The organism is Alkanindiges hydrocarboniclasticus (assembly GCF_001982605.1).
Classification (GTDB): Bacteria; Pseudomonadota; Gammaproteobacteria; order Pseudomonadales; family Moraxellaceae; genus Alkanindiges; species Alkanindiges hydrocarboniclasticus.
In genome coordinates this window covers 132,744-158,978 of sequence record NZ_MLCN01000003.1, presented here as the reverse complement: position 1 = coordinate 158,978, position 26,235 = coordinate 132,744, and the positions used below count along the sequence as shown (strand labels likewise).

The window sequence follows — 26,235 nt, the reverse complement described above, 5'->3', positions numbered from 1 at the left end:
AAAAACTTAATCAATAATGTGGCCGGTGGTGAAGTAACGAGCCAGCGCGGCAGTAGATACAAATCCCAGCATGGCGACCAGTAGGGCTGCTTCAAAATAAATAAAACTATGCCAGTACATGCCCAGAATCACAATGAGCGCGGTGGCATTTAAAAACAGGGTATCCAGTGCCAGCAGGCGATCCACTACCGATGGGCCAATCAGCAAGCGCCACGTACACAAGGCAATGGCAAAACTAACGGCACCAAGACTGATTTGCAGGGCCAGCGTTAGCCAGTCAATGGTCATGCTGTGGTTCTCCTTCTGGCTTGGTGATAGGAGCTGTTTTGGTGAGGTTGCTGAATGGTTTAGTAGTCATGTCACTGGGCTGGACATTAAATATCCTGATTAATGGCTGCTCATAACGCTGCTTGATTTCATCAATAACTGCATTAGGGTCATCAGTACTCAAAGCATGCACCAGAATATTATTCTGGTCTTCTTCCAGTCCGGCAGATACAGTACCCGGCGTAGTAGTAATAATGAGCGCCAGCAAGGTATTGACCTTAGGATGCGTTGTGTCCAGTGGCACCCGAATCCATTTGGGATGCAGCTTGTGCAACGGCCCCAGCACCTGTATGGCCACCCGGATATTGGCCACCATAATGTCCCATAACACCACCAGCAACAGCCGGATTGCGCTAGGCCAGTGTACCGGTTCAGCAGGCTGGATAAAGTACTGGCTAAGCTTGGGGAAAATAATGGCTACCAGTAAGGCCAGTAACAGGTGCGCAGTTTCCACGCTGTGCATGAGCATAAGCCAGCTAGCACCCAGAACAAATGATAAAAACGGGTGCGGAAACAGGCGATGAAAGCGGTCGGGCCAGACACTGTCAGGGCGCATCGGGAGTCCTCACTGGTTTTATTTCAGAGATGACCTGCTTGGGTAATTCAGGCACGGTGGACTGGTTTTGTGGCATGGGTGCATTGGGCACACCAGTGGTTGCCTGAGGGGAAGCCACAGCCGGATTTGTAGCAGGTGGTTCAATTTGCCGGGCCTGATCAACAAGTGCCGGGTCTTCAATAACCTCATCCTGTTCCAGATTATCAGTGACCGCCGTGGACTGGGTATTTTTAACATAAGGCAGATAGGACGGGTCAAACGGACGCCGACTGATGGGCTGGTTGCTGGCATCATATTGCAATATGGCCTTCTGGTAGGCTGGCGCATCCTGAAGTTGCAGGGCGGTTGCGGTGGTGTACTGGCGTACGGGTGAGGCAAAAATCATCAGTAACAACAGCACACCGAGCAGGCTAAAAAATGCAACCGGCAAACGGTGCGGAATCACCCGATCCGGCAACAGGTACTGTGACTGAACAAGGTCATTGGGTGGTTCTACCCGCCAGAAAATAATAATCCCGACCCGGACTAGCGCCAACAGACTGATAAAACTGACCAGCAATACGGTTAGGAATATCCAGAAAGTACCCGGCAGCTCGGCTGCACTGCGCAACAGCATGATTTTGCCTAAAAATCCGGTAAAGGGTGGCAGGCCAGCAATCATCATCATTACGACGATAGTGCAAATACCCAGCAATACGGGCTGCTGCACAGCAATGGCCGGATGCAGGGTGTCTTCAACCGCACTGCGCTGGTAGCTGATCCATTCCACCAGCAAATAAAAGGCAGCCACCACCAATGTACTGTGAATTAAATAAAACAGGGCAGCTGACCATGCCGCAACACTGGGCAGGGCAATACCAATTAAGATAGTTCCCACGGACGACAGCAGCATATAGCTGACCAGCCGGCGCAGGGTATGGGCTGCCAGTGCGCCAATAATGCCAATAATGCTGGACACCAGTGCAATGGGCAATAGCCAGCTCATCAGTTGCTGGCTGGCATCTACTGTGGCGGCAGCAAATATAGTGCCATTGACCCGCAGGATAGCGTAGACCCCAACTTTGGTCATAATGGCAAACAGTGCCATAACGGGTGGTGAGGCTGCTGCATAGGTATTGGGCAGCCAGAAGGATAACGGCACAATAGCCGCCTTAATGGCAAAAACCACCAGCAAAATCATGCCAGCGGCTTGCGCCATGGCAAACTGGTCACTGCCGAGTGCTGGAAGCAGGCGCGCCACATCGGCCATGTTCAGGCTACCGACATTGCCATACACCACGGCAAGGCCAATCAGGAAAATGGCGGAAGCGGTGAGGTTGAGCACCACATAATGCACCCCCATGCGAAAACGGATACGGCCCTGTCCATGTAGCAGCAACACATAAGAGGCCAGCAGCAGGATTTCAAAAAATACAAATAGGTTAAACAGGTCACCCGTTAAAAAAGCACCACACAGTCCCATTAGCTGGAACTGGAACATGGCATGGAAGTAGCGCCCTTTCTGGTCCCAGCCGCCAGTGGCATACCATAGCACCGGCAAGGCCAGGCCATAAGTTAGCATGATCATCAGGGCAGACAGACGGTCAAGCACCAGGGCAATGCCAAATGGGGCAGCCCATTCCCCCAGGTAGTAACTTTTAATGACACCCTGATCGGCTTGTACCAGCAGGTTAACCGCCAGTAAAAAACCCAGCGCTGTAGTAGCCAGTCCAATAATCCGGCTGGTACGCAGGCGATGTTTATGCTTATTGGAGTCAAGGCTGGGATAGCCCACCAGAATAAGGCTAAAAGCTGCAAATGCTGGCAATAAAATAGAAAAAATAGGCGTATGCAAACGCCAGAAATCAATCATGGCCTCAAACATTAAGGCATATCCCTAACTTTGTTTTGAATGGTCTGCGGTGCCTGCTCCGGAATGGCAGCATCCACATGGTCACTGCCACTTTCATGGCGACTGCGCAAGGCCAGCTGCACCACAAAGGCAGTGGTGGCAAAACCAATCACAATAGCAGTCAGCACCAGCGCCTGAGGCAGTGGGTCGGTACTTTGGGTGGTATTCACCAGAATGGGCGCGGCATCGGTTTTTAGGCGGCCCATGCTAAAAATAAATATATTGACCGCATAACCCAGTAGCGATAAACCCAGAATCACCGGAAAAGTGCGACCACGCAGCAGCAAATAAATAGCTGAGGCAGTCACCACACCAATTCCGGTTGCCACCAGAAACTCCAGACTAATCATAATGAGTCATCCTGTACTGTTGGTTTTTTCATTGGGGTTTCTCCGGTAGCACAGGGCCTGCCATGGTGGAATGCCGTGAATCGCCCAGCACGGAAATCAGCAGCAGGGTAGAACCTACCACTGTAAAAAATACCCCAATGTCAAACAGCATGGCAGAAGCCATTGGCAGTTTACCCAGAATGGGAACGTCCAGATAAAAATAAGCACTGGTTAAAAATGGCCGGCCCCACAACAAGGCGCCCAGACCTGTCAGGCCTGCCAGACTTAGTCCGCCACCAATCCAGCACTCATACAGGCGTCCATCACGGGCATGAATCAGTTTTTCAGCCTGTTCCTGTCCTACCGCAATGTATTGAATCACCAGTGCAATGGCCGTAATCAGACCGGCAATGAAGCCGCCACCCGGCAAATTGTGTCCACGGAGCAAAATATACAGGCTATATACCAATGCAATGGGCAATACCCATGAGGCGGTCATACGCAGCATCAGTGGAGACGGATGAAAGCGCAGGGTTAAGCCCGGTGTGGCAATAGCTCCATGCGCGCGCATGCCATCCATCATGACCAGTGCACCCACAGCAGCAATAGCCAGCACACAGATTTCACCAAAGGTATCAAAGCCACGGAAATCTACCAGAATTACATTCACGACATTGCTGCCACCGCCTTTGGGCAGGGATTCCTGCATAAAGAACCATGAAATGGACTGGTGGTCACGGGTCATGATCAGCCACGCCAGCCATGCAATCCCGGAGCCGCCCAGTATGGCTAACACCACATCACGCCAGTGCCGGGTACGGCTGGATTCATAGGGCGACAGTTGTGGTAATAGTGATAAACCCATCAGTAGCAGCACGGTAGTGACCACATCAACCGAGAGCTGGGTTAAGGCCAGATCCGGCGCAGACAGGGCAATAAAACATAAGCTGGCGACCAGCCCGACTGCCCCTACCAGCAGCACAGCCTTGATACGTTCATGGTGGAAATACAGCAGCATCAGGCAGGAAATAATCAGTAAAACCCACAGGATAATGGCAGGCCAGGTGGCATAATTCAGCAATCGGCTACCTGTAGACAGGTTTTGTCCCCATAGAGGGGCCAGTGTCATCACCATGGTAGACACCACAATGAGCATTAGGTAACGCTGCAACGAACCATTTTCCAGATAATTGGTAAAGCGGCGTGCGGCTTTGACACTGTTTTCCAGCGTCCAGTCCAGCAGGTTTTCACCAGTAAAACGGCCAAACCACTGGTTGGTGTTTATTTTTAAAATATTGTGTTGTCGCACCAGCAGCAAATACAGCAGGGTTCCGCCAATCAGTGCCACAAGGCTCATGATCAGTGGCAGGTTAAAGCCATGCCATAGCTTTAGGTGCGCTGGATGTGCGGGAACATAGCCCAGTATGGCATTGGCACCCAGATGAATAATGCTTTCAGCAAAAAACGCAGGTAAAACACCCACCAGCACACAAATACAGCACAACAGAATAATGGGTGCGCGCATCCCCAAGGCAGGTTCATGCGCTTGCTGGTTGGCAATTTTCTGGTTTAACGCGCCACCAAAAAAGGTATTGTGCACAAAGCGTACCGAATAAGCCACGGCAAACAGGCTGGCCAGGGTTGCCAGCATGGGCACCAGTAACAGCCAGGTGCTGCCAGCTAAAGCCACGGTTTCGGTCAGGAACATTTCCTTGGACAAAAATCCATTGGTGAGCGGCACACCTGCCATGGCCGCCGCTGCAATCATGGACAGGGTGCCGGTAAAAGGCATAAGCGCCCACAGCCCGCCCAGCTTGCGTAGATCACGCGTGCCTGCCTCATGGTCAATGATCCCGGCAATCATAAACAGGGCAGCCTTGAAAGACGCATGGTTCAGCACATGAAAAATAGCCGCAGCAATGGCCAGAGGTGACCCTAAACCCAGCAGGCAGACAATCAAGCCCAGATGGCTAATGGTCGAGTAAGCCAGCAGGCCCTTAAGATCATGCTGAAAAATGGCCAGAAAAGCCGCAAAACAAAACGTAAGCAGACCAACCGTGGTCACAATCCCATGAAACCACAGCGAACCTGCAAAAATGGGAAACAGACGCGCCAGCAGGAAAATCCCGGCCTTAACCATGGTGGCAGAGTGCAAATAACCGGACACCGGCGTTGGCGCAGCCATGGCATTGGGTAGCCAGCTATGAAAGGGGAATTGCGCACTTTTGGTAAATGCACCCAGTAAAATCAGCAGCAGGGCCGGAACAAAATAAGGACTGGCCTGCAATTGCTGGCGCATTCCCAGCAAAACATCCAGCTCATACGTGCCGCCAATATAACCGAGCAGGACAAAGCCACCGAGTATGGCAAGCCCGCCAAATCCGGTAATGGTCAATGCCATTTGTGCGCCTTTTTGCGCCACTTCGTAGTTTTGCCAGTAACCTACCAGCAGGAACGATGAAATACTGGTGAGTTCCCAAAAAATCAGCAGTATCAGTAAGTTATTGGACAGCACAATGCCCAGCATGGCGGACATAAACAGCATAAGCAGGCTATACAGCTTACCCAGCGAGTTTTTGCGGCTCAGGTAATACCAGGCATAAATAAAAATCAGGGTACCAATACCTGAAATCAGCATGCCAAAAATTAGCGCCAGTCCATCCAGCCGGAAGCTTAAGTTCAGGCCAATTTCCGGCAGCCACTGCCATTGCTGCAACAGGGGCTGTTCCAGACCGTGCGTAAGGGCAAGCACCAGCAAGCTGCCAAAACAGCCAAGACTAATGGCACAGGCTGCAATGCAACTATAAAGCCTGTCAATCCGCGCCAGCCACCAGGTTAATGGCGTTCCCAAAAGCAGAGGCAGCAGGACAATCAGTAGCAACACGGCAAGTTTCCATTTTTAGTAAAAAGGATATCTGGCTGATATCACAATAAATTAACCCTAAGCATTGAATCATAGCAGTATCAGCAGATAGCTGTACCCGAAAACATTGCAATGGACAAAACAACTGACGTAGTCAAAAGGTTTACGTCAAAAAAACAGCCAATAAAGTATACTGAATAAAAATTAATGCACACTTAAGGGTTACAGTGGCTGGACAACAATAACGGAAATACAACTATTTTTCTATGCGTTACTGCTTTAGACAGTGCTGTTGCAACGCAGCACGCAGAATATCCATATCCCTGATTTTTTTAATGTCATTCCACAGTAACTCGGCTTCACTATAGCCCTGCGTCAGCATGCCCAGCCATTGTTTGTAGCGTCCCACCAGTCCTTGCTCGGTCTTCGTGGCACCATCCAGAAAATCCAGTTGCAACTGAACCAGTTCAGGCCAACTCAACTGCTGACTGTCATTGTTGTGGCGCACCCGGTTAACCAGATCAGGCCGGGTCACCGCACCACGCCCCAGCATTAAATCCTTGCAGCCGGAAATTTCCAGACAGCGCTGTGCCTGTTCCAGTGTCCAGATTTCACCATTGGCAATGACCGGAATGCCAATAGCCTGTTGAATGGCAGGCAATTTTTCCCAATAGGCAGGTGGCTTATAGCCATCAGACTTGGTGCGCGCATGCACGGTCAGCCAGCTTGCACCAGCCGCTTCTATCGCCAGCGCATTGTCTAGCGTGTGGTTTTCATCCAGATAGCCCAGCCGCATTTTGGCCGATACTGGAATATGCGCAGGGACGGCATCACGCACGGCTTTCACCAGCGCATAAATCACGTCGGGTTCATCCAGCAGCACCGCGCCACCGCGATGCCTATTTACGGTTTTGGCGGGGCAACCAAAATTCAGGTCAATGGCGGGCGCGCCCAGTTCCGCTGCCCGTGCGGCATTTTGCGCCAGCCGGTTGGCATCATTACCCAGAAACTGCACATGCACCGGCGTGCCACTGTTGGTTTTGCCGCCGTTTTGTAGCTCTGGGCAAAAGGTATAAAACACATGTTCCGGCAACAGGCTGTCAGTCACACGAATAAATTCGGTCACGCACCAGTCGTAATGACCCACTGACGTGAGTAAGTCCCGCATCAACGGATCAGTTAAGCCTTCCATTGGCGCTAGAACCAGTTTCATAAATATGCTCGGATTTAGAGAAGGAAGTAGGATAAAAGTCAGGCGCTTTATAGCGGATTTTTGGGGTGTTGGCGAGGGAAATAAGCACAAATGTAATTGTCGCTTTGGTAAATATGATAACGTATAATTGAATACATGTATTCAAAAACGATGCCTTCAAGGGGAGTTTTACGATGGCTACTTCAATTCGGCTTGATCCAGTAACCGAGCAACGCCTGAATCATTTGACGACAGCAACGGGACGTACCAAGGCATTTTATCTACGTGAATTGGTAGAGCGCGGTCTAGAGGATTTAGAAGACTATTATCTGGCTGAAAATACTATGCAGCGCGTACGTCAAAGCCAAGAGCGCATTTATAGTCTGGATGAGGTGGAGCGCGAACTTGGTTTGGCAGATTGAATTTACTGAAGCATCGCTTAAGCAGCTTAAAAAGATTGACCGCACGGTTGCAAAACGAATTGTCGAGTTTATGAAAACCCGAATTGCGGCACAGCAAGACCCACGGATTTCTGGCAAAGCATTACAGGGAAAATCACTGGGAATTTATTGGCGCTACCGAGTAGGAGACTACCGGATTATTTGTGATATACAGGATCAAAAATTAATTGTTCTGGTGGTAGAGGTTGGACATCGCAAGGATGTTTATTCTGGGCAGTAACAATAAAATGAATAATTAGGAAAGAACATTTTGAGTTTTATTAGTGTTGGTATTTTTGCGAATGATAGTGATGAGGATATGATCGTTTTCTTGGAATTACTTTGTGAAGAAATTCATGTGAGTGCAGGGCTTTCTTTTGATCTTTTTATTGAAGATATACCCCATGCTTTGCCAATCACTATTAATTATAGCAAGCAGACTCTACAAATTTATCCAAATCAAGGAATACCTAAATGGCTGATTGAATTTAATGGGCAACAAATTGAGCCCGGCTATCCTACTATACTGAAAAACTATCTAACCTAAACACTTTTCAAAACGCCACAATCTTCTTGTCACTTGGCTTGTTCTTATCTTCCTTGATTTGCTCTTTGCGCAGCGCATTTAACAGCGGCATTAAATAATGCACATTCAGGCTCTTTTGCGCACGGGTGCAGGCCACATACAGCAGGCGCAATTCTTCCACGCTCACCTGTGCCTCATCCTTGTGAATTTTAAAATTATAGTCATCTTCAATTTGCACATGATGCCATTCCAGACCCTTGGCCTTGTGCGCAGTGGAAATCACATAATCGGCTTCGCTAATCGGGCTGATTTTGGCCAGTGCCCGCTTTAACGGTTCGGTGCCGTGTTCATCCACCAGCCGTACCAGTGGCTTAATGTCACTGCCATCATTGGTTTCGCAGTATTCATGCACTTCATGCCACGAGCTAAACCATGACAGTTCCGGCACATCAAATACCTTGCGGCCCTGCTTGAGCGCGCTGGCCGCATCGACAAAACGCGCAATGCGTTCATGGTCGGCTTGTAATGCCACCTTGTTGCCCTGTACCAGACCGGACAATAACAACTCCATGGCGCGGGCATTGCTGCGGCACAAAATCGCATTACGTTTTTTGGGAAATGGCTGGGTGTCCACGATGGATTTTAAGTCATCACGGCCATGCAACGGCACGTCTTCGCCCAGTTTGCGTAAAAACACATTGGCCACTTCAGCAATGGATTCACCAAAACGAAATGATTGCGTCAACCGTGACGAGGGCAGTGGCAATTGCTGCATGGCATTGACTGCACCGCGCCATGCATAAATCTGCTGGTGCGCATCACCCACATAAATTACCTGCGAATTTTGTTTCAGCAAAATGCCCAGCATCAATGGGTCGGCATCCTGTGCTTCATCAAACAAAATATAATCGCTATGAATCACCGGACTGGACAGCGCCCATTTTTTTAAATAAATATCGTGGCCAATGCCAGCATTGTGGCGCGGGTCAATGGATTCCAGCCAGCGCCGTTCCACAAATGGATACAGGTGCTGTTGCAGGGCAGTGGCGTCGTCCTCGTGCATCCATTCGGGCATCATGACATGGCGAGGTGCCGGATATTGGGCATTGGTGGAGCAAAACTGGCTAACCGCATTGCTGATCAGGTTGGCTTGCCGGCTGGCCGTTAAGGTAAAATTTTCATAGCTGCCGCTGAGCAGGCGGCGAATGGTGATGGGCTGAAGCTGGTATTCGCGCGCCAGAATGCTGGGGCTTAAACGCGGCAGGCGCAGCTTGTCGGTAATGCCGCGATCCACATGCCGAAAAGCCAGCGAGTGAAAAGTACGGCAGTCCACGCCCCGGTGAAATTTTTGGCGTGCCTGATCGGCAATACCCTTGTTAAAGGCCAGATATAGCCCGCGACGCTGTGGCATGGCATCGCTAATCATTTTGAGCGTGGTGGTTTTACCCGTCCCGGCATAAGCCATGATCTTGAAGGATTCCCCCAGCCGTGCATGGTCAATAGCGGTACTTTGTTCGAGCGTGGCAAGCACTTCCTGACCGGCGGGGTGTTGTGATTGGGTCACAGTATTCCTTAATTCAACAAGACAAAATGAATAAAACTAAACCAACAGAACTAAACCAGTAAGGCTAAGCGAATAGGCATCAGCAGGCCTAAGCAGGCAAACAGAAAAATAAACACAGCGGCTGCAATGCGCCTGTACACCAGTGGCGTATGATGGCGGCTGCCAATAATAAAGAGAAATGGATGCGTCTTATGCTACCTGAAATTGGCTGTCATGGCAAAAAAACAGCCGTTCCTGATTGGTTATAAAATACTTAAGCCAAGCGCATAGTGCGGGCTTTTCTTGACTTTCCGGGGCAGGGTTGTTTTACTTTTCAGGGCCTACTTTTAAGCGGTACGTGTAAATCAGCTTTGCCTGTTGGTGCTTTACTGTTGGCAGGGCCACCAAGCATTGCTGATTGTGTATTTATGGCTTTAAACGGTAAGGTGCTGAACTTTAGATAAAGCCCAGCCAGTTGAATAAAAATATTTATTGTCGAGAGATAACTATGGAAAATTTAGTGCAGGTACCCCAGCCGAATATGCTGGAACTGGATGCCAAAGCCCGCTACAAATATTTTATCCAGAAAATTGTTGCCAAGCGTGAAGTCTGGGGCCTGTATCACGAAGGCTGGGCCATGTCCGGTACGGTTGGTGGTAACATGGCCTTGCCACTGTGGCCGGATGCCAAATATGCGCGGCTCTGCAACAACCGTAACTGGGCCAAGCATCAGGTACAGGCCATGAGCCTGAAAACCTTTGTGGAACAGTTGATTCCACTGTTAATTGAAAAACAGTGCATGGCTTCGGTTTTTTTAACGCCGGACTGGAACAGTGTGCTGGTAGAACCCGAGCGTTTGCTGGCCGATATCAAAAGTTATGTGTATGCCTGCTTTCAGGCAGAAAAAGACCAGTGGCCTGAACAAGCCCACATACATCAGGCTGAACCGGATTTGCCTACCCTGTCCAGCCCGTCCATTCAATAAAGTTCTTTCAAAGTTCTGGTTTCGACAGGGTTCAACACGCTCACGCCGGGGACTTGTCGAAATGGTCGAAGGCACAGGGATGAGTTATAAAGGAAGTCTAATCAATCCTGAATATAAACATAAATTCCAAAACATAAAACCCTCCGGCAGTGGGAGGGTTTTACAAAGCCTAACGCTTAGTTAACAGCATTAACCGCAGACATTAACCAACAATCACGCCGCCATCCTTACGGGTTACCACCACTGTGGCAGAGCGTGGACGGCTGGTGGTATTGGCAGCATTGGTTTGCGTGGCTGGCCAATGACTGCCAAAACTGGCCGGGTTATTGTAGTCCGGTTTGCTTTCTTCACCCGGATGCTGGACATTCAGGAAAATCGCCTTGCAGTCCGGGGTCATGGCAATGCCAGTAATTTCACATTCCTTGGGGCCAACCAGAAAACGCTTTAGACTGCTGTCAGTCACATTTTTGCCTTTAATGGTCATTTGCTGGCCAGAGGCATTGCTCAAGGCTTGTGCCGTCGCCACACCACCGTCACCCACCTCACCCGGCAGGGCAGCCAGCATCATGCAGTTGGTCACATCAGTGTACTGGCCATCATCGGTTTGAATCCACAGCACGCCACGGTTATCAAACCACATGCCATCCGGGCTGGAGAAGTCATTGGTATCGGTCAGGCCAGACAGGTTAACACTGGTGGCCGCATCCGCCTGCGCGCCAAACAGGTAAATATCCCAGCTAAAGGTAGTGCCATCATGGCGGTTGTTGGCTTCCTTAAAGCGGATAATATGACCGTTATTGTTGCCGATTGAAGTTTTACCTTCCTTGTCGTCTTCGTATTGACGCGGGTTCATGGCATCAACCGGATATTTTTTACCGCGGTCGCTGTTGTTGGTCAGGGTAATATAGACTTCACCGTTGGTAGGATTAACCGCACACCATTCCGGGCGATCCATCTTGGTGGCACCCACGCTGTCACCGGCCAGCCGTGCATGGGCCAGTACATCCGCCTGATTGCTAAAGGCATAGGTGCTGTTGTTACTGGTCAGGCCATTTTTGCCATAGCTCAGCTCAATCCACTGGCCCTTGCCATCTTCGCTGAACCTGGCCACATACAACGTGCCTTCGTTCAGGTATTTGTCACCTGCCGCATAGCCACCGTTAATGTCTGCATTGCGCCACAGTGCCTTGGATACGAACTTGTAGATGTATTCGCCTCTGGAGTCATCACCCATATAGAAGGTCAGGGGCTGTCCTTCAACGGCTGGGCTAACCCGGCAGTCTTCGTGGGCAAAGCGGCCCATAGCCGTGCGCTTGCGTGGCGCACTGGTAGAAAACGGGTCAATTTCCACAATCCAGCCAAAGGTATTTGGGCCATTGCGATAATCCTGCTCGGCGCTGTTAGCAGTTACCGAGGCATTCCAGCGGTCAAACAAATCCTGCTGGCTACTGCCGCTTACGGTTTCCCACAGATAGCGTGAACCAGAGCCCTGTTTTAGGCCATAGCGGTTGAGGGCTATAATTTCCTTGGGAGTACGCTGAAGATCATCAGCAGCATTACGGGCAAAGTAACCAATATAGTTTTCTTCACAGGCTAAATAAGTGCCCCATGGTGTATTACCGTTACCACAGTTGTTATGTGTGCCGCGGGTTTTGTTGCCATTGCTGGAAAACCTGGTTTTGACCAGATCGCTGCCTCTGAGCGGGCCGCTAATTTCCATTTCGGTGCTGGCAGTAATGCGGCGGTTAAATACAGAATCTTTAACCATGCTCACCTTGCTGGTTTTCTCGTCTTTTTTGACTTCAACCACCGATACACCGTGGGCGTTGAATTCCTTAATCACCTCATCTTCAACCGTGCGCTTGCCAGCAACAATGGTTGCCCCAGTGGGATGCAGGTAATTCGGGTTGATGTATTCGTGGTTTAACACCAGCAGGCCGCGGGCAGACTGTTCGGCCTGCCATTTGTTATTACTGCCAACCCCAAAGAAATGCATGCCATCATGGCAGTCACCGGAGCGCATGCTATAAGACGCGCCACTTTCACGGCTGCTGTCCTGCCATGCGGCAATGCTGGAACTTAAAGGGTCACCCATGGCATAAAGTACAGTAGCTTCATAGCCTTCAGGTACAGTCACCAGGTCATTCCTGTTTTTATCAACCGCTTTAAAGCTTAAAGCTTCCGGGCGCGCAGGGGTGTCTGGTGTAACCGGTGGAGTGGTATTGCCGTTATTGTTGTCGTTATCATTGTCATCGCTGCCACAGCCCACCAGGGAGGCTGCCATAAAGATTGCAGCCGCACCACTGCTGGTTTTAAGTACCTGACGACGGCTCAGTTGATTGTTCAGTAACCGGCTGTTTAAAATACTGTCAAAATGAGGATTGTCCGAGGTGTTGCAGTCAATTTCGCGTTCTTCGGTATAGGGGCTTAGCTGAGTCATTGTCAGTCCTGGCAAATCACATGTCAAAAAAAGGAATGCCTGCATATTGCAGGCTATTGATGACAGAAACTTGACAGGGAGTTGACCAATTAATGACAGTTTAAATCATTAACCAAGCCACTAAAAACAATCACTTAAACCATCATTTTCAGTAAAAGCATTCAGGTTAAGCAGCCCCTGTTTAGCAATATATTTAAAAGGTTAAAATTTCAGTCATTGAATTTAAGAATTCGCGCGCTGTTTTTCCAGAAAGCGGCCAAAGAACAAGCCTACTTCAAACAGCAGCCACATGGGAATGGCGAGCATGGCCATACTTAGGGCATCCGGTGGGGTAATGAACATGGACACAAAGAAACAGCCCACAATAATATAACGCCGCTTGGCCACCATGGTTTCTACCGACACAATACCAGCCAGAATCAACAATAGTGTGGCAACCGGCACTTCAAAGGTCAGGCCAAACACCAGAAACAGCTTGAGGCAAAAACCCAGATAACTGTTGATGTCAGTCATGGGGGCTACTGTTTCAGGCGCGGCATGAATAAAAAAAGTCAGCACTGCAGGCAGCGTAATAAAGTAAGCAAAAGCAATGCCCACATAAAACAGCACAATACTGGAAAACAGCAGCGGCATGGCAATACGCTTTTCCCGGCTGTACAGGCCGGGGGCTACAAACTGCCAGATCTGGTGCAGGATATACGGCATGGCAATCATTAGCGCAATAAAGAAATTGAGCTTAAAGGGCGCCATAAAAGTTGCGGTCACATCGGTGGCAATCATGGTGGCATTGGCAGGAAGCTGGGCGCGTAATGGCCGTGACAGACCTTCATACAACTGATTGGCAAAGGGCAGCATGATAAAAAACAGCACCAGCACAACACTTAAAATGCGGATCAGCCGGGTGCGCAGCTCCATTAAGTGCGAGGTCAGCGGCATTTGCGATAACTGCTCTTGCTCAGCCTGTTCAGGTGGGGTGCTGAGTAAATTCATAAGGCCGCCTCAGTTGGAATTACAGCAGAAAGTTGAGGTTGTTGAGACCCGTTATGAGGCTGAGCACCAGCATGGTGTTGAGCATCAGGCGCTAACTGATACTGTTGCACCAGCGCCAGCCTGAGCAAATGACCAATGGTGTAAGGCGCACCCATTGCTTGCGTCAATGGCAGCGTAATGGGTAAATAAATACTGGCAGACGCAAGGACAGATGGTGCAGTAGGCGACTGATTCAGCTCAGCCAGTTCATCAGACATCTGGTCAAGCTGTGCCTGCATTTGTGCTTCAATGGTTTTAATACGGGCCAGTTCCTGCTGCATGTGCTCGCGCAGTTCTGCCAGTTGTAGTTCTTTTTCAATATCCTGTTGCAGGTTGCTAACCAGATGACGCAAGCGTGCATACCAGCGCCCGGCAGTACGTACCGCCGTTGGCAACTTTTCTGGTCCCAGAATAACCAGCGCAATAATGCCAAACAGCAATAATTCGCTAAAACCAATATTTAGCATAAGTCAGATTCAACCTGAGGCGGGCAACTTTATTCAACTTCATTTCTGGCACATCAAACGGGATATAGCACAGCAATGCAACCAATCCCGCTTCAGGTTTTGTCCTGTGAGGCAACTGGCTCAGCTACAGTGGCTTTGCCATTAACCACACGTTCATCATGCAAACGTGCCGCTTCTGCTTTTCGGGCTTCTTCATCCTTAACAGAATCCTTGAAGTCTTTGACCGCCCCGCCCAGGTCCTTACCCAGATTTTTGAGTTTAGAAGTACCAAACAGTAAAATCACTACGATGGCAAACAGCACAATATGCCAGATTGATAAACCAGCCATGGCCAGCTCCTTGAAATATTATCGTTCATTGACTCATGACAAAATTAGCATGATTTGATGACAACATTGTGAATATTTATTGATGACGCTTGGCGCTAAAGTTCTTTAAGCACCTTCTTTTTATTAAAAATTTTGTATTGGCAGTGTATTGCGGCTTACCCAGCCGTAATTTTATTTTTCTGATGGCCAAAAAACAGGACTAATACCTTGTGGCGGGCTTGCCCTGAGAATTGCTAGGGCAGGCACACCATTAAAACACTTTTATGCTGAACTGTTATGACGAAGCACCACGCGCTGCTTTTTCATCCAGTCCCGACAGCCCCATGCGGCGTGCCAGTTCATCCAGCACCAGTTGCGGTGCCAGATCAAAATAACCCAGCATGACAATACTGTGAAACCATAAGTCAGCGGTTTCATAAATCAGCTTATCCTGATATTCCTGCGCATTCAGGTGAGTTGCACAATCCTTGGCCGCCAAAATGGTTTCTATGCTTTCTTCACCGACTTTTTCCAGCACCTTGTTCAGACCTTTTTGATAAAGGCTGGCCACATAGGATTTGTCACCGCTGGCCTGTTTGCGCTGCTGCATGATACCCGCCAGATGGGCCAGTACATCATGGCTTTCCATGTTGGTAAGTTGCTGTTCGGCCTCTACTGCCTGACTGTGCTGTAGATCATGTGATGTTTTGCGGTCCCCACCATAAATGGCATGCGGGTCTTTTTGTACCGCATCCACTACTTGCCAACCCTGTGGGGTGAGTACCTGGTAAAAGCAGGATTCACGTCCGGTATGGCAGGCAATGCCACCGTGCTGGGTAATTTGCAGCACAATTACGTCACTATCACAGTCCAGCCGGATTTCATGCACTTCCTGATAGTGCCCGGATTCTTCACCTTTATGCCATAGCCTGTTGCGCGAGCGCGAAAAATAAACGCCACGGTTTTTTTTGGCGGTTAGCTGGAGTGCCTCACGGTTCATCCATGCCACCATGAGAATCCGGCCAGTGTGATGATCTTGAGCAATTGCCGGAATCAAGCCGTTTTGGTCAAATTTTACATCATCTAGCCAGTTACTCATGAGGATACTCGTTGGGTGAAATCAGAAAAGGTTAAGTGGAGATTATAATGTAATTTGCACCGCTTGTACGGGTCAGTGCACTAGTGTTGTCGGCATAAGGGTTGTCGGTAGAGTGCACTTCAATGCCTACAAAAAAACCATACCCATAAAAAGAAAAACTGGCTTCTGAAAAACGCTTCAGCCGCCAGTTTGAACACCACATCAAACTACAGTTACAGCAATTGATTAAAAATTGGCAAAACGCACACCAAATGAGGCGTAACCATATTTACGGTCTAACCGTGATGCAGTGACTGAGTTATACAAAAATGGAATAGTGCCAATGAAGTTGTTTTTAAACACCTGACTGGCCACAAACACACTGGTGTAATTGTTTAGCTTATAGGATAAATCCAGTCCCAGCGTATGGTTGCTCTTAATGGCTGAGTTGCCATAATTGCTTACCCGGTCATCAATATCCTGACGCATCAGGTACTGAAACTGATAACCCAACTGGCTATTGAATTTCTTGTAGCTCCAGTTCCACGAACCGCCAATACTAAAAAAGCCAGCGTCATAGCTTAGGTCTTTATCCATATCCAGCCCGTAGTCTGAAGCGGGATAGCTAATAATGGCTTCATTGATTTGGGTATTGCCGTCTCTACAGGGCGCAACCAGTTGGCCATTGAGCTGATTGCTGGAATCCACCTGAATATTAAAATTACAGTTACCACCAACATTCAAAGTGGCATTTAAGCTATCTACCTCTACTTTGCTATAACCAAGGCTGACAAAACCATTTAATTTATTCTGGCGATCCAGACGGCGTGCAAACAGTAAATCCACTTGAGCCTGGATATCGTTCAAGTCATTGACTTTAAGATTACTCAAGCGCTGGTTGTTAACAATGGTGGTGGACGTTTTGCTGAGTTCGTCAGCCTGATTACCCCATAAAGATAGCCGAATGGCCGCTTCATCACCCGGCTTAAGGGTCAGTAGTGGCTTGTATTGAACAGCAGCCAGCCAGCTATCAATCTGGTTACTATCCTGTCCGTATTCAATATTACGGTTCCAGTACGCTACCTCGCCAATCCACTGCGGATTAAAGGCATAACTGAGTATGAGATGGCCGCCGTCATAATCTCCAGCATTGTCGCTGGTTGCGCCTTCACTTTCACGGATATTAAAAATATCAACCGTGTCATTCACAAGATCAAAACTGGCTTCTACGGCTAGTGGCGAGGCAGTATTGGCTGGCAGGGGTTGCAGGAACACATCATTGGGTGCTGCAAAACCAGTACCTGAAACAGCGCAAGCACAACCGAGCGCTATACTGGAAAAATAATGACGTTTGGGAAACATAAAAAATCCTTCATCGACAAGAAGGTGAAATACAAAAATAAGTACTTTGAAAAAATGTAAAGCCATAATGCAATAAAGCTGCCCGAAGGCAACTTTATTGGTATTACATCGGGCTAATTTGCAATAACTTACTGAATCGCAAGTTGTGCATTAACACCCTGACCCAGCAAGCTAGCCTGACCCGCATTAACAGTAATGCTGGTGGCCGGAGTACCATTACCAGAACCTACACGAACGGTGGTATTGGCAGTTGCACCCATACTGACCTTGATAGATACTTTGTCACCTGATTTTGGTGTGTAGCTCGCCATGGCTGCTTTAAAAGCACTGCTCTTGTTAGATGCTTTATTCAGGAACACATCCACAGGCAGGCTTAGCGTACCATTGGTAACAGTCAGGTTATCTACTGCTAAATTAGCGGACTGTACACTGGTCGTTTGTGTACCAGCAGTGGTGAAAGAATAATTGGTGCCTTGAGGAATTGAGGCAGAAGTAAGTTTGCCGGCATTGTCAAAGCCCAGATTAACTTTATCTACCACAATATTTAACGTGTTGGCGTTGTTAATGGTGTAGCTCAAGCCTACTTTAGCTTCTGAGAAACCAGTTTTAAACGGGTTACCCATTTTATTCATGTTTAATTGAACTGAATTAAAGCCACCTGTTACAGCTAAAGGAGCATTATTGGCACTAGAGTTAGCCAATTGTTGTACGCTGTAGGTCTGGGCATTACCATTAAACCCGGCGTTTACCAGTTGAATAAAGTCATTGTAAGTTTCAATATTCTCAAGGTCATCAATCACATCGGCAGGTAGCTGCTGATTGGCTGGCAAGGTTTGATTCAAGGCATTAGCTGCATCAGCAATCCCTGTACCACTACCAATTGCTACACCTAAAGCTTGTAGGGCAGCTTGGGTAGCAGGATTTGTATTGGTAATTAAACTAAATACAGCATCAAGTGCTTCAGGGGCCGCTTGTGATAAAGAAGCGGTTCTAATGGTTGCAGTTTGACCACCGGCTTGCAGCGCAGCTAACGTTTCAGCAGGACTGCCTTTTACTGTAAAGCCTTCCATTGCATCATTAACAGCTTCTACTTTTTGCTGAATAGTTGCTGCGGCGATAGCGGCAGTATTCTTGGCAACGGCATCAATATTGGCTTGCAATTCGGCACTTAAATTGGCACTTGCATTTCGTACAGAGTTTTCAATGACGGACTGAATAAATGCAGTTTCAGTCAGGCCAGAGGTTGTGCTGTTGCTGTTCACACGTGCAACCATCTGGCTAGATAATGCTTTTGTTGCCGCTTGGGAGGCTTGTTCTGGTGTTAAAGTTGTACCAGATTGGTCACTGAGTTCAATCAGGAGTGATTGAATCTGATTGAGTAACTGCTGGGTTACTACCGTCGTTTGTAGAACTTCACTATTGGTCATTGGATCAATCAACAGGAAATTCTGGTTGGTAATTCCAAGCTGCTGAGCGAATTTTGCAGTGTTTGCGATACCGGCATCGGTATAGCTAATGATAGTAGTGATTGGAGAAACTACAACCAAGGTAGCTCTATTATTTGGAATTGCCAATGCTCTTAGTACGCCATTAAACGGCAGGCTTGTACCAATATCAGTACCACCAGTTACGGTGACAGTACTTTCAAAACAGTTTGCCGGGAAGTTAAAGCCACCTTGGGTGTCTGTTACAGTGGTTTGGCCATTACAGCCATCAAATCGTACGGTAGCGCCAGATAAGTAAAAGTCAATAACCTTACCTTTTGGGGCCACTTGAGGAGTATTGGAGTCATTATCACTACTGCCGCCGCCACAACCTGCCAATAACAGAGAGCTGGTAGCCAGAGCGAGTGCGGTGGTTTTAAAGAGGGTTTTCATTTGCTTATTCTTCCTTTGGCAAAAAATGGAGAGCTATTAACCCGGACAATCGAACCATCAGTAATGGTTTTTCCGGCCAAATAACTGTTGTTGTAGGCTTAAAATGATTTTCTTATATCAAAAAACGGCTGTACGGGCAATGGAAAAAGGACAAACCTCCTTTTTTAGTTCAATATTTCTTGTAAAATTTGTTAAATAAACTTAAAACTGTTTCACGGTTTTTGATCAAAATACAATCATTTTCTCAATAATCTGCTGTTTTTCTACCAGCTCCAGAAACTCATCGCCCAGACGCTGGCTTTCTGCCACGGACTGTTGCCAGCATTTTTTGCGCGCGCTATCGTTACCGGCAAAACGGGCAAAGTCGCTGCGGTCCGGCAAACGGCCCAAGGGCAGGGACGCCAGATACTGCGGGGATGGCGAAATCAATACGGTACGTTGATGGTTCTGTGCATTGGCTTTACGCCAGCTTAATCCTTTATCAAACCAGCCGGGTATAATCCGGTCGGTAAAATGCGGATAAAGCACTAGTCCTTTGGGCCTGTAAGCCAGATCCAGATGATAGTCCAGCAAACCGCCATCACGATAACTGCCTTTGGGTGCCAGCGGAATATCCTTAACCGCGCTCATCACTGCCGGAATGGCTGCCGAGGCCATTAGCAAATGCATGGCATTGTCCATAGTGAGGGGGAGATGGTGGGTAAAAAATTCCTGCGTATCATTGAGGGGAAGCGGATTGTGCTGTGGATGGGCATAGGCAAACCCGCGTTGCATAAACAGGCGATTAGCCCGCCGGGATAACATGTTGCTGCCAAATACGCCTGCCAGCGCCAAACCCAGCGGAACGACATGGTCACTGGCAAAAATATGCCGGCTTTTGACCACCACAATCACCAGTTGCATCCATGGATGAGTAATCAGGTTATCCATCTTGTCCTCAATAAGCTGTTGCAGCATGTCATGGCAGCGCTTGGTGACATCCGGTATTTTGTCTTTTTTGGAAAACTGCATGTCAGTGTACAGCTCAGCCAATCGTTTTGGTCCTTCTATGCCTCCGTGCGCAGCAATAGCGGCAAAACGCCAGCTACCAATGGAAGCACCAAAACACGTTCGCTTGCCATCCCCATGAACAGGCGCACGCGGCAGGAAATCTGCAAAAATGGCTTGATCCAGTCCGCATAGTCCAATGCCTTTGGGACCTCCGGCTGCACCCGGAATAATGTCAATATCCTGCGGCTGTAAGCCATTCTGGCGAATATGTGCCATGGCCTCTGTTCCGGCACGAATGGTGAGAACCGGAGTTTTATGGTGGATATACGCCAAAACAGTCTCGCACATCAAATGAACACAACTGTATTGTGCAAAAACGGTTGGATATGTACAACCATGTTATCAGAATGACCAGTTTATAGATTTTGTTTAGGTGGATAGAGGTGTTTATTTTTTAATTTTTATAATTTAATCAATTGATATTTAAAAATTTTTATAAGATAAATAATAAGCAGGTGAGCTGGATAGAACCAGTAGCCCCAGCCAGTGACCGGATACACTGCAAACCTGATAGGCTGGCGTAATAAAAAAATACCGAGAGCAGGTGCCATCAATGCAGTAAACAGTAACAGGCACTGGTGCAAGTTAAAGGTAGTGTTTGGCGCATTAAACCCAGTGCTTAAGGTATCAAATGAAGTATTACACAAGGCGCTAAGCAGCATGGCCAGCAAGATAAAACCATGGCCGTATCGTAAACCAGCCAGACAGGCTGCTGGCAACAGAACGCCCAAAGCACCATACATCAGCCATGGGTGCAGCAGCAGGGCCAGCCCTGAGAAAGTGACGGCGAGTAACAAACCAATGCGTGATTGATAATGCAAAGCAAAACAAATCAATAAGCCCAGCAGTAGGGTCGGCATGATATTTAAAGTATCTGCGTCGGGACGTAGCAGGCGATAGGGTAATTCGGAAATCAGCGCAAAAATCCCTAAACGAACCAGATAGGGAAACTGATGGTTTATAGCAGCATTAGACGGCAGGCGCTGGACATTGGCGGCAATGGCTAAACAAAATAGCGGAAATGCAAAGCGGCCAATGATAATTAAGGCAGGGCTATCAGGAAAAACAAAGCGCAAATGGTCAATTACCATGGTGAGCATGGCAATCCATTTCAATAGATCCTGTGCTTTAGCGCGTTGTTGCATGATTTTTTGAAAGCGGCTACCGGTAAGTTTAAGTTTTTGCACTGGAAAAGCGTGATGATTGCAGTAGCACAATGATGGCTTGAATCCAGAACTGCCACAGATCCGGCATAGTTTGTGTTTATTTCAGAATAGGGTAAATACTGGCAACCAGTAAAAAGCCCATGCTGATATTAAACCATTTTAAGTAGGCTGGCCGATTAAGAACCTGCTTTAGTAATACGCCAAACAAGGCCCAGCAGGCAATGCAGGGCAGGTTAATGAGGGCAAATACCATGGAAATCCACCACATGCTGGCAACCGGATGCAGGGTGCTGCTATAGAGAATCATGGCTGATAGCGCCATCATCCATGCCTTGGGATTAACCCATTGAAATAACGCAGCTTGCAGGAATGTCAGGGGGTGGCTGGTGGCCAATTCATTGCGATTCATACTGCGGCTACGGGCTATCTGAATCGCTAGATAAATCAAATACAGTGCAGAAATGACTTTTAAGGCCAGATGTAATGCAGGAAATTGCTGTAAAAACGCCCCAATCCCCAGACCAGTTGCCATACATAGCACAAAAAAACCGACACAAATGCCCAGCATGTGCGGGATCGTTCGCCTAAAGCCAAAATTAACCCCGGAACTCAGCAGCATAATATTATTCGGGCCGGGTGTAATGGAGCTAACCAGCGCAAACAGTGATAGGCCCGTTAAGGTTTGGAGCGTCAACATTACCATCACTGCACTCAATTTACCCTGTTAGCCAGTGTGTCTAATCGGCACATCAGGCTTATTACTTAGTAATGACAATAGACCAATACGCCATTAGGCAATTAGGCGCCAGAGCACCACAAATCCGGCCAGCACCAGAAAAATAACCGCCACTGGCCATGGCAGTTGGGTGGCAGTCACCAGCAATGCCAAAAATCCACTGGCAGCTATCCAGTCGCGGCGGCGGGTTTGCTGCATGTCCAGCCGCATTTGCTGTAGCTCGCGCCATTGGCGATCCTGCCACGCGCCTTGCTGGCGCAGGTTATGCAGGCTATCAATCAGCAAGGCAGGCAAGTCAGTGGCGCCCATCAGCATGTCGGGAATTTGCTGGCCCAGTTCCTTAAGGCTGGTCATGGGATTAACGTTTTGCTTGACCCATTCGGTTAAAATCGGTTTGGCCAGCTTCCAGATATCCAGTTGCGGATACAAGTCACGGCCCAGGCCTTCAACATGCACTAGCGTTTTCAGCAGTAGCATCAGTTGGGGCGGGATGTCCAGATGATGGCGGCGGGCAATATCCATCACCTGAATCAGGATTCCGGCAAAATCCAGCTGATCCATGGGTTTTGAAATCATGGGGCCAACGGTGCGACGCATTTCACGCGCCAGCGTATTCTGGTCAGTACCCGCCGGAATCCAGCCAGCCTGATGTACAATCTGAATGAGCTGCTCAAAGTTATTGTTCATGACGGCCAGCAGCAAGCGTGCCACGGTCATCTGGTCGCTTTTGGACAACTCGCCCACAATGGCACAATCAAGGGCAATAAAACGCGGATTTTGCGGGTTTAGGGTTTCAACAAACACATTGCCCGGATGCATATCGGCATGGAAAAAGTTGTCCCGAAAAACCTGAGTAAAGAAAATGGTCAGGCCTTTTTCACCCAGCATGGCGCGATCCATGCCCAGCCGTTCAAAGGTTTCAAGATCCGATACCGGCACACCGCTAATGCGCTCGGCCACCATCACATCCTTGGTAGCGGTATAGACTTCCGGTACGTACATCATGCTGGAACCCATAAAATTATGGCGCATCTGCATGGTATTGGCGGCTTCCAGACTCAAGTCCAGCTCGTTGAGAATTACTTGGCGGTAATCGCTAATCACCTGTACCAGATGTACGGCGCGCGCTGCTTCAACGCGGGCTTCCAGCCAGTGTCCCAGCCAGTTAAGGATTTCAAAATCCTTGATAATTTGCGGACGAATAACTGGCCGTACAATTTTGACAATCACTTCACGCCCGTCATGCAGGGCAGCGGTGTGCACCTGAGCAATCGACGCTGCGGCCAGCGGGGCATCATCAAAACGGGCAAACAAGGTTTCAATTCTGGCGTTTAGTGATTTTTCGACCTGCTGTCGGGCAATATCAGTGGCAAATGGCGACACACGATCCTGAAGCTGCACCAGCTGGGCCAGCAGTTCAGGCGGAATTAAATCACGGCGGGTAGACAGCAACTGGCCTAATTTAACAAACAAGGGTCCCATTTCTTCCAGTGCATGCTTAAGGCGCAGTGGGTCCTTGCTGGCACGACTGGTCCATGCTGCCGGATGCAACTTGATGAACTGGACTAGTGGACGCGCTTTGGCAGGAAGATCCTCTTCCGGAATCAGGGTATCCAGCCGGTGATGGGCGGCCAGTCGCCAGAGTTCAAGCAGTCGGGAAAAATGCGGAATCATTGGCTATCGTCCTAAAGTTTTTACTGTTGCTGCTGTTCTTGCTGTTGCCGGGTTTGCTGCTGTAAGGATAGCGATGCGGCAGATAGAGTATTGGCCTGTTCAGGCTGATGCGGTTCAACTTGTTTTTGTTCCGGCATGGCTTGCATATTTAGTGCATGCTCAACTTTGTGTTGTAGCTGCTGAAGCCTGGCCTGTGCGCGTTCAATATCCTGACGCAGGTTGCGGACGTTGTTCTTAAACTGGTCCATTTGCCAGCGTGCCACAAATAGCTGGCTGTCTTCAGTAATCGCCTCGCTACCATGGCTGGCTACACTGGACGCCATGCGACTAACCACCTCACGGGTCTGGTTGATGGCATTGCCCAATTGGCTGGCTGGAATGGCACCAATCCATGGGCTTAAGCGGCTGGCCAGATCAGGCTGTGCCTGTGCCAGAATGCGTTGCAACTGCTGGAGTAAACTCATGTTACCTTGCAATGGGATATTGCCGGTAGCACCTGCCTTGGCACTCATCAGCTTGCCCAGCTCAACCAGATTGGCTACATGCAATGTGGTAGTGGCCTGCTCCGGGGCTTGCGCGGGATCATTAACCGGATCATAAGGCCGCTGCTCAAAAATACTGGTTTTACGTTCAGCCATGCCTAGTGCAGTGGGGTTTAGGCGTACCTTGTCCTGGTCAAACCAGACATCCACCGACAGTTGCGGCGAATCAATCACCACGCGCAACAGTTTGCCTGCCAATCCATTCAGTTGCTGGCGGGTGGCTGCATCAAGGTCAATCCACTGGTTAAACAGGGTTTCTACAGTGCCCAGTGCAAGTACAGCAAACATTATGATTTCCTTAAAGAATATCTGCTTAGATAGCGGCATAGCAGAAGGTTGAAAAGAAAAATAATCACAGAGTATCTTGCTATGTATGGTTTAAAGTAAGGAGAAACCTGCTTCGCCTTGCACGGTGTATAAAGTCTTATTTTATACTTGCTCAGGTTGTAGTCACTTTTGTTTCCACATGAGCGGCTTTTCCGCGCAAGAACAAAACCATGGGTCAGTTGCAAACTGGATATCTACCATTCTTAAAATAATATTTTATTAAAAGCTAAAATATCATTTTGCCAATCTCGTCCTATCTTAAATAATGCAACTGACTTCCTTATAAATCTATATCGGATAAATATCCGTAGCGTTAAAATTAAACCACTATTTTAAACTAGTTGCTTATTTAAACTCATTATTTAAAGCCGCGATGCAGCGCCACAATACCACCCGTCATGTTGTGATAGTCACAGCTCTGGAAACCGGCAGTTTCCATCATTTGCTTTAAGGTGCGCTGGTCGGGATGCATGCGGATGGATTCAGCCAGATAGCGATAGCTTTCAGAATCATTGGCCACCAGTTTGCCCATCACCGGCAGTGCGGTAAAGGAATACAGGTCATACAGGCGCGACAGTGGCTCAAACACCGGCTTGGAAAACTCAAGGATTAGCAGGCGGCCACCCGGCTTGAGCACGCGGTACATAGAGCGCAAAGCGGCGTCTTTGTCGGTGACGTTACGCAGGCCAAAACTGATGGTAACCAGATCAAAGCTTTCGTCGCTAAAAGGCTCCAGCGTTTCAGCATTGGCCAGTACAAAGTCAACATTGGTGCAACCCTTGTCAATCAGGCGGTCACGGCCAACATTCAGCATGGATTCATTAATATCCGACAGGACGACATGGCCTTGCGGTCCAACTTCGCGGCTAAAGGCCAGCGCCAGATCGCCTGTGCCACCCGCAATATCCAGTACTTGCTGGCCACGGCGTACACCAGACAGGTTGATGGCAAAACGTTTCCACAAGCGATGAATGCCAAATGACATCAGGTCATTCATCAGGTCATATTTGGCCGCGACCGAATGAAAGACTTCAGCCACTTTTTGCTGTTTTTCTTCCACGTCTACTGTCTTATAGCCGAAATGCGTGGTTGAGCCCAGGTTGCTGTGATCGGCACCTTTTGGCAGGCTTTGTTGCTGACCTTGCGGCGTGCCCTGCGGTAAGGGCTGGCTTAAAAAAGGAGAGTTGGCACTGGCAGCATGGGTACTGTCTTGTAGGTTTGACGCATGCTGGTTTAGCACTTGTGCATGCTGAACCGGAGTGTTTTGCGATGCAGGACTGCTGTTTTTATTATCGTTGCTATTGTTGCTGTCGGACATGGGTCAAACTCCCTGATAAGCTGGTAAATGCGGTAAAACAATAATAAACAATGCTGCCGATCATGCCAGATTTTAAACAGGGTTGCTGGCCTAAACTGCAAAAAACTACATTAATTTAATGACTAAAGTGAACAAATTTCATCACTTAACCGCGCGCGGCCAGATTTTAGGCAAAGCGCGTTTTACATTGGTATTTTATAGCTTTGTCC

23 protein-coding genes and 1 pseudogene are annotated in these 26,235 nt (G+C 48.6%); 4 read left to right on the top strand and 20 right to left on the bottom strand.

The genetic code is table 11. The features are described from left to right. Positions 1 to 6: 6 nt before the first annotated feature. The 6 genes from BKE30_RS01315 to BKE30_RS01290 form a co-directional block, all read right to left on the bottom strand. Positions 7 to 288 (bottom strand): K+/H+ antiporter subunit F, encoded by a 282-nt coding sequence (locus BKE30_RS01315; RefSeq protein ID WP_076876854.1) that lies wholly within the window; start codon positions 286 to 288, stop codon positions 7 to 9. Then, the gene (locus tag BKE30_RS01310; RefSeq protein WP_076876853.1) at positions 278 to 883 is read right to left on the bottom strand and encodes a Na+/H+ antiporter subunit E; all 606 of its coding nucleotides are present in this window, start codon (positions 881 to 883) and stop codon (positions 278 to 280) included. Before BKE30_RS01310 ends, BKE30_RS01315 begins: the two co-directional genes overlap by 11 nt. Further along, the gene (locus BKE30_RS01305; RefSeq protein ID WP_076876852.1) at positions 873 to 2,747 is read right to left on the bottom strand and encodes a monovalent cation/H+ antiporter subunit D; all 1,875 of its coding nucleotides are present in this window, start codon (positions 2,745 to 2,747) and stop codon (positions 873 to 875) included. Before BKE30_RS01305 ends, BKE30_RS01310 begins: the two co-directional genes overlap by 11 nt. Beyond that, complete coding sequence (locus BKE30_RS01300) at positions 2,747 to 3,124, bottom strand: Na+/H+ antiporter subunit C (RefSeq protein ID WP_076876851.1); 378 nt, start codon at positions 3,122 to 3,124, stop codon at positions 2,747 to 2,749. Before BKE30_RS01300 ends, BKE30_RS01305 begins: the two co-directional genes overlap by 1 nt. Before the next feature lie 28 nt (positions 3,125 to 3,152). Further along, positions 3,153 to 5,987 carry a monovalent cation/H+ antiporter subunit A gene (locus BKE30_RS01295; protein WP_076876850.1) on the bottom strand — a complete coding sequence of 945 codons (2,835 nt, stop codon included), beginning with the start codon at positions 5,985 to 5,987 and terminating at the stop codon, positions 3,153 to 3,155. Between the two features lie 250 nt (positions 5,988 to 6,237). After that, positions 6,238 to 7,179 (bottom strand): tRNA dihydrouridine synthase, encoded by a 942-nt coding sequence (locus BKE30_RS01290; RefSeq protein WP_076876849.1) that lies wholly within the window; start codon positions 7,177 to 7,179, stop codon positions 6,238 to 6,240. 173 nt (positions 7,180 to 7,352) lie between these two features. Between BKE30_RS01290 and relB the strand changes: the two genes are divergently transcribed. The 3 genes from relB to BKE30_RS01275 are packed head-to-tail and all read left to right on the top strand — an operon-like array spanning position 7,353 to position 8,145. Beyond that, complete coding sequence (relB, locus tag BKE30_RS01285) at positions 7,353 to 7,580, top strand: type II toxin-antitoxin system RelB family antitoxin (protein ID WP_076876848.1); 228 nt, start codon at positions 7,353 to 7,355, stop codon at positions 7,578 to 7,580. Continuing rightward, the gene (locus tag BKE30_RS01280) at positions 7,564 to 7,839 is read left to right on the top strand and encodes a type II toxin-antitoxin system RelE family toxin (protein WP_076876847.1); all 276 of its coding nucleotides are present in this window, start codon (positions 7,564 to 7,566) and stop codon (positions 7,837 to 7,839) included. Before relB ends, BKE30_RS01280 begins: the two co-directional genes overlap by 17 nt. A 30-nt stretch (positions 7,840 to 7,869) precedes the next feature. Beyond that, the gene (locus tag BKE30_RS01275) at positions 7,870 to 8,145 is read left to right on the top strand and encodes a hypothetical protein (RefSeq protein ID WP_076876846.1); all 276 of its coding nucleotides are present in this window, start codon (positions 7,870 to 7,872) and stop codon (positions 8,143 to 8,145) included. Between the two features lie 7 nt (positions 8,146 to 8,152). Here BKE30_RS01275 and BKE30_RS01270 read toward each other — a convergent pair whose 3' ends face one another. Beyond that, positions 8,153 to 9,688, bottom strand: coding sequence for a UvrD-helicase domain-containing protein (locus BKE30_RS01270; protein ID WP_076876845.1), 1,536 nt, complete (start codon positions 9,686 to 9,688; stop codon positions 8,153 to 8,155). 487 nt (positions 9,689 to 10,175) lie between these two features. On the opposite strand from BKE30_RS01270, the gene BKE30_RS01265 reads away from it, so the two are divergent. Further along, the gene (locus BKE30_RS01265) at positions 10,176 to 10,652 is read left to right on the top strand and encodes a DUF2750 domain-containing protein (protein ID WP_083698383.1); all 477 of its coding nucleotides are present in this window, start codon (positions 10,176 to 10,178) and stop codon (positions 10,650 to 10,652) included. Between the two features lie 202 nt (positions 10,653 to 10,854). Here the strand turns inward: BKE30_RS01265 and BKE30_RS01260 are convergent, their stop codons facing one another. The 13 genes and pseudogenes from BKE30_RS01260 to ubiE all read right to left on the bottom strand — a co-directional run bounded on the left by BKE30_RS01260 (position 10,855) and on the right by ubiE (position 26,026). Continuing rightward, complete coding sequence (locus BKE30_RS01260) at positions 10,855 to 13,092, bottom strand: PhoX family protein (protein ID WP_076876843.1); 2,238 nt, start codon at positions 13,090 to 13,092, stop codon at positions 10,855 to 10,857. A gap of 222 nt (positions 13,093 to 13,314) precedes the next feature. Further along, on the bottom strand, positions 13,315 to 14,082 hold the full coding sequence (tatC, locus tag BKE30_RS01255; protein WP_076876842.1) for a twin-arginine translocase subunit TatC: 768 nt from the start codon (positions 14,080 to 14,082) through the stop codon (positions 13,315 to 13,317). Continuing rightward, a complete protein-coding gene (gene tatB / locus BKE30_RS01250) occupies positions 14,079 to 14,588 on the bottom strand; it encodes a Sec-independent protein translocase protein TatB (RefSeq protein ID WP_076876841.1) in 510 nt (169 codons plus the stop codon). Before tatB ends, tatC begins: the two co-directional genes overlap by 4 nt. A gap of 92 nt (positions 14,589 to 14,680) precedes the next feature. Continuing rightward, entirely contained in the window at positions 14,681 to 14,917 is a 237-nt protein-coding gene (gene tatA, locus BKE30_RS01245) for a Sec-independent protein translocase subunit TatA (RefSeq protein ID WP_076876840.1), read from the bottom strand. Positions 14,918 to 15,191: 274 nt separating this feature from the next. Beyond that, complete coding sequence (gene hisIE / locus BKE30_RS01240) at positions 15,192 to 15,995, bottom strand: bifunctional phosphoribosyl-AMP cyclohydrolase/phosphoribosyl-ATP diphosphatase HisIE (protein WP_076876839.1); 804 nt, start codon at positions 15,993 to 15,995, stop codon at positions 15,192 to 15,194. Between the two features lie 225 nt (positions 15,996 to 16,220). Beyond that, positions 16,221 to 17,336 carry a hypothetical protein gene (locus tag BKE30_RS01235; RefSeq protein ID WP_076876911.1) on the bottom strand — a complete coding sequence of 372 codons (1,116 nt, stop codon included), beginning with the start codon at positions 17,334 to 17,336 and terminating at the stop codon, positions 16,221 to 16,223. A 128-nt stretch (positions 17,337 to 17,464) separates the two neighbouring features. After that, positions 17,465 to 19,213 (bottom strand): hypothetical protein, encoded by a 1,749-nt coding sequence (locus tag BKE30_RS01230; RefSeq protein ID WP_076876838.1) that lies wholly within the window; start codon positions 19,211 to 19,213, stop codon positions 17,465 to 17,467. Positions 19,214 to 19,438: 225 nt separating this feature from the next. Then, complete coding sequence (locus BKE30_RS01225) at positions 19,439 to 20,551, bottom strand: patatin-like phospholipase family protein (RefSeq protein WP_076876837.1); 1,113 nt, start codon at positions 20,549 to 20,551, stop codon at positions 19,439 to 19,441. Between the two features lie 113 nt (positions 20,552 to 20,664). Then, a complete protein-coding gene (locus tag BKE30_RS01220) occupies positions 20,665 to 21,450 on the bottom strand; it encodes a TraX family protein (RefSeq protein ID WP_083698382.1) in 786 nt (261 codons plus the stop codon). A gap of 76 nt (positions 21,451 to 21,526) precedes the next feature. Then, the gene (locus tag BKE30_RS01215; RefSeq protein ID WP_076876909.1) at positions 21,527 to 22,126 is read right to left on the bottom strand and encodes a LysE family translocator; all 600 of its coding nucleotides are present in this window, start codon (positions 22,124 to 22,126) and stop codon (positions 21,527 to 21,529) included. A gap of 93 nt (positions 22,127 to 22,219) precedes the next feature. After that, positions 22,220 to 23,839: an ABC1 kinase family protein gene (locus BKE30_RS01210; protein ID WP_076876836.1), complete on the bottom strand. Its 1,620-nt coding sequence runs from the start codon at positions 23,837 to 23,839 to the stop codon at positions 22,220 to 22,222. A gap of 158 nt (positions 23,840 to 23,997) precedes the next feature. Further along, positions 23,998 to 24,669, bottom strand: a pseudogene (locus BKE30_RS01205) (ubiquinone biosynthesis accessory factor UbiJ); the annotation flags it as partial. A 397-nt stretch (positions 24,670 to 25,066) separates the two neighbouring features. Continuing rightward, positions 25,067 to 26,026 (bottom strand): bifunctional demethylmenaquinone methyltransferase/2-methoxy-6-polyprenyl-1,4-benzoquinol methylase UbiE, encoded by a 960-nt coding sequence (ubiE, locus tag BKE30_RS01200; RefSeq protein WP_083698381.1) that lies wholly within the window; start codon positions 26,024 to 26,026, stop codon positions 25,067 to 25,069. Positions 26,027 to 26,235: the final 209 nt, after the last annotated feature.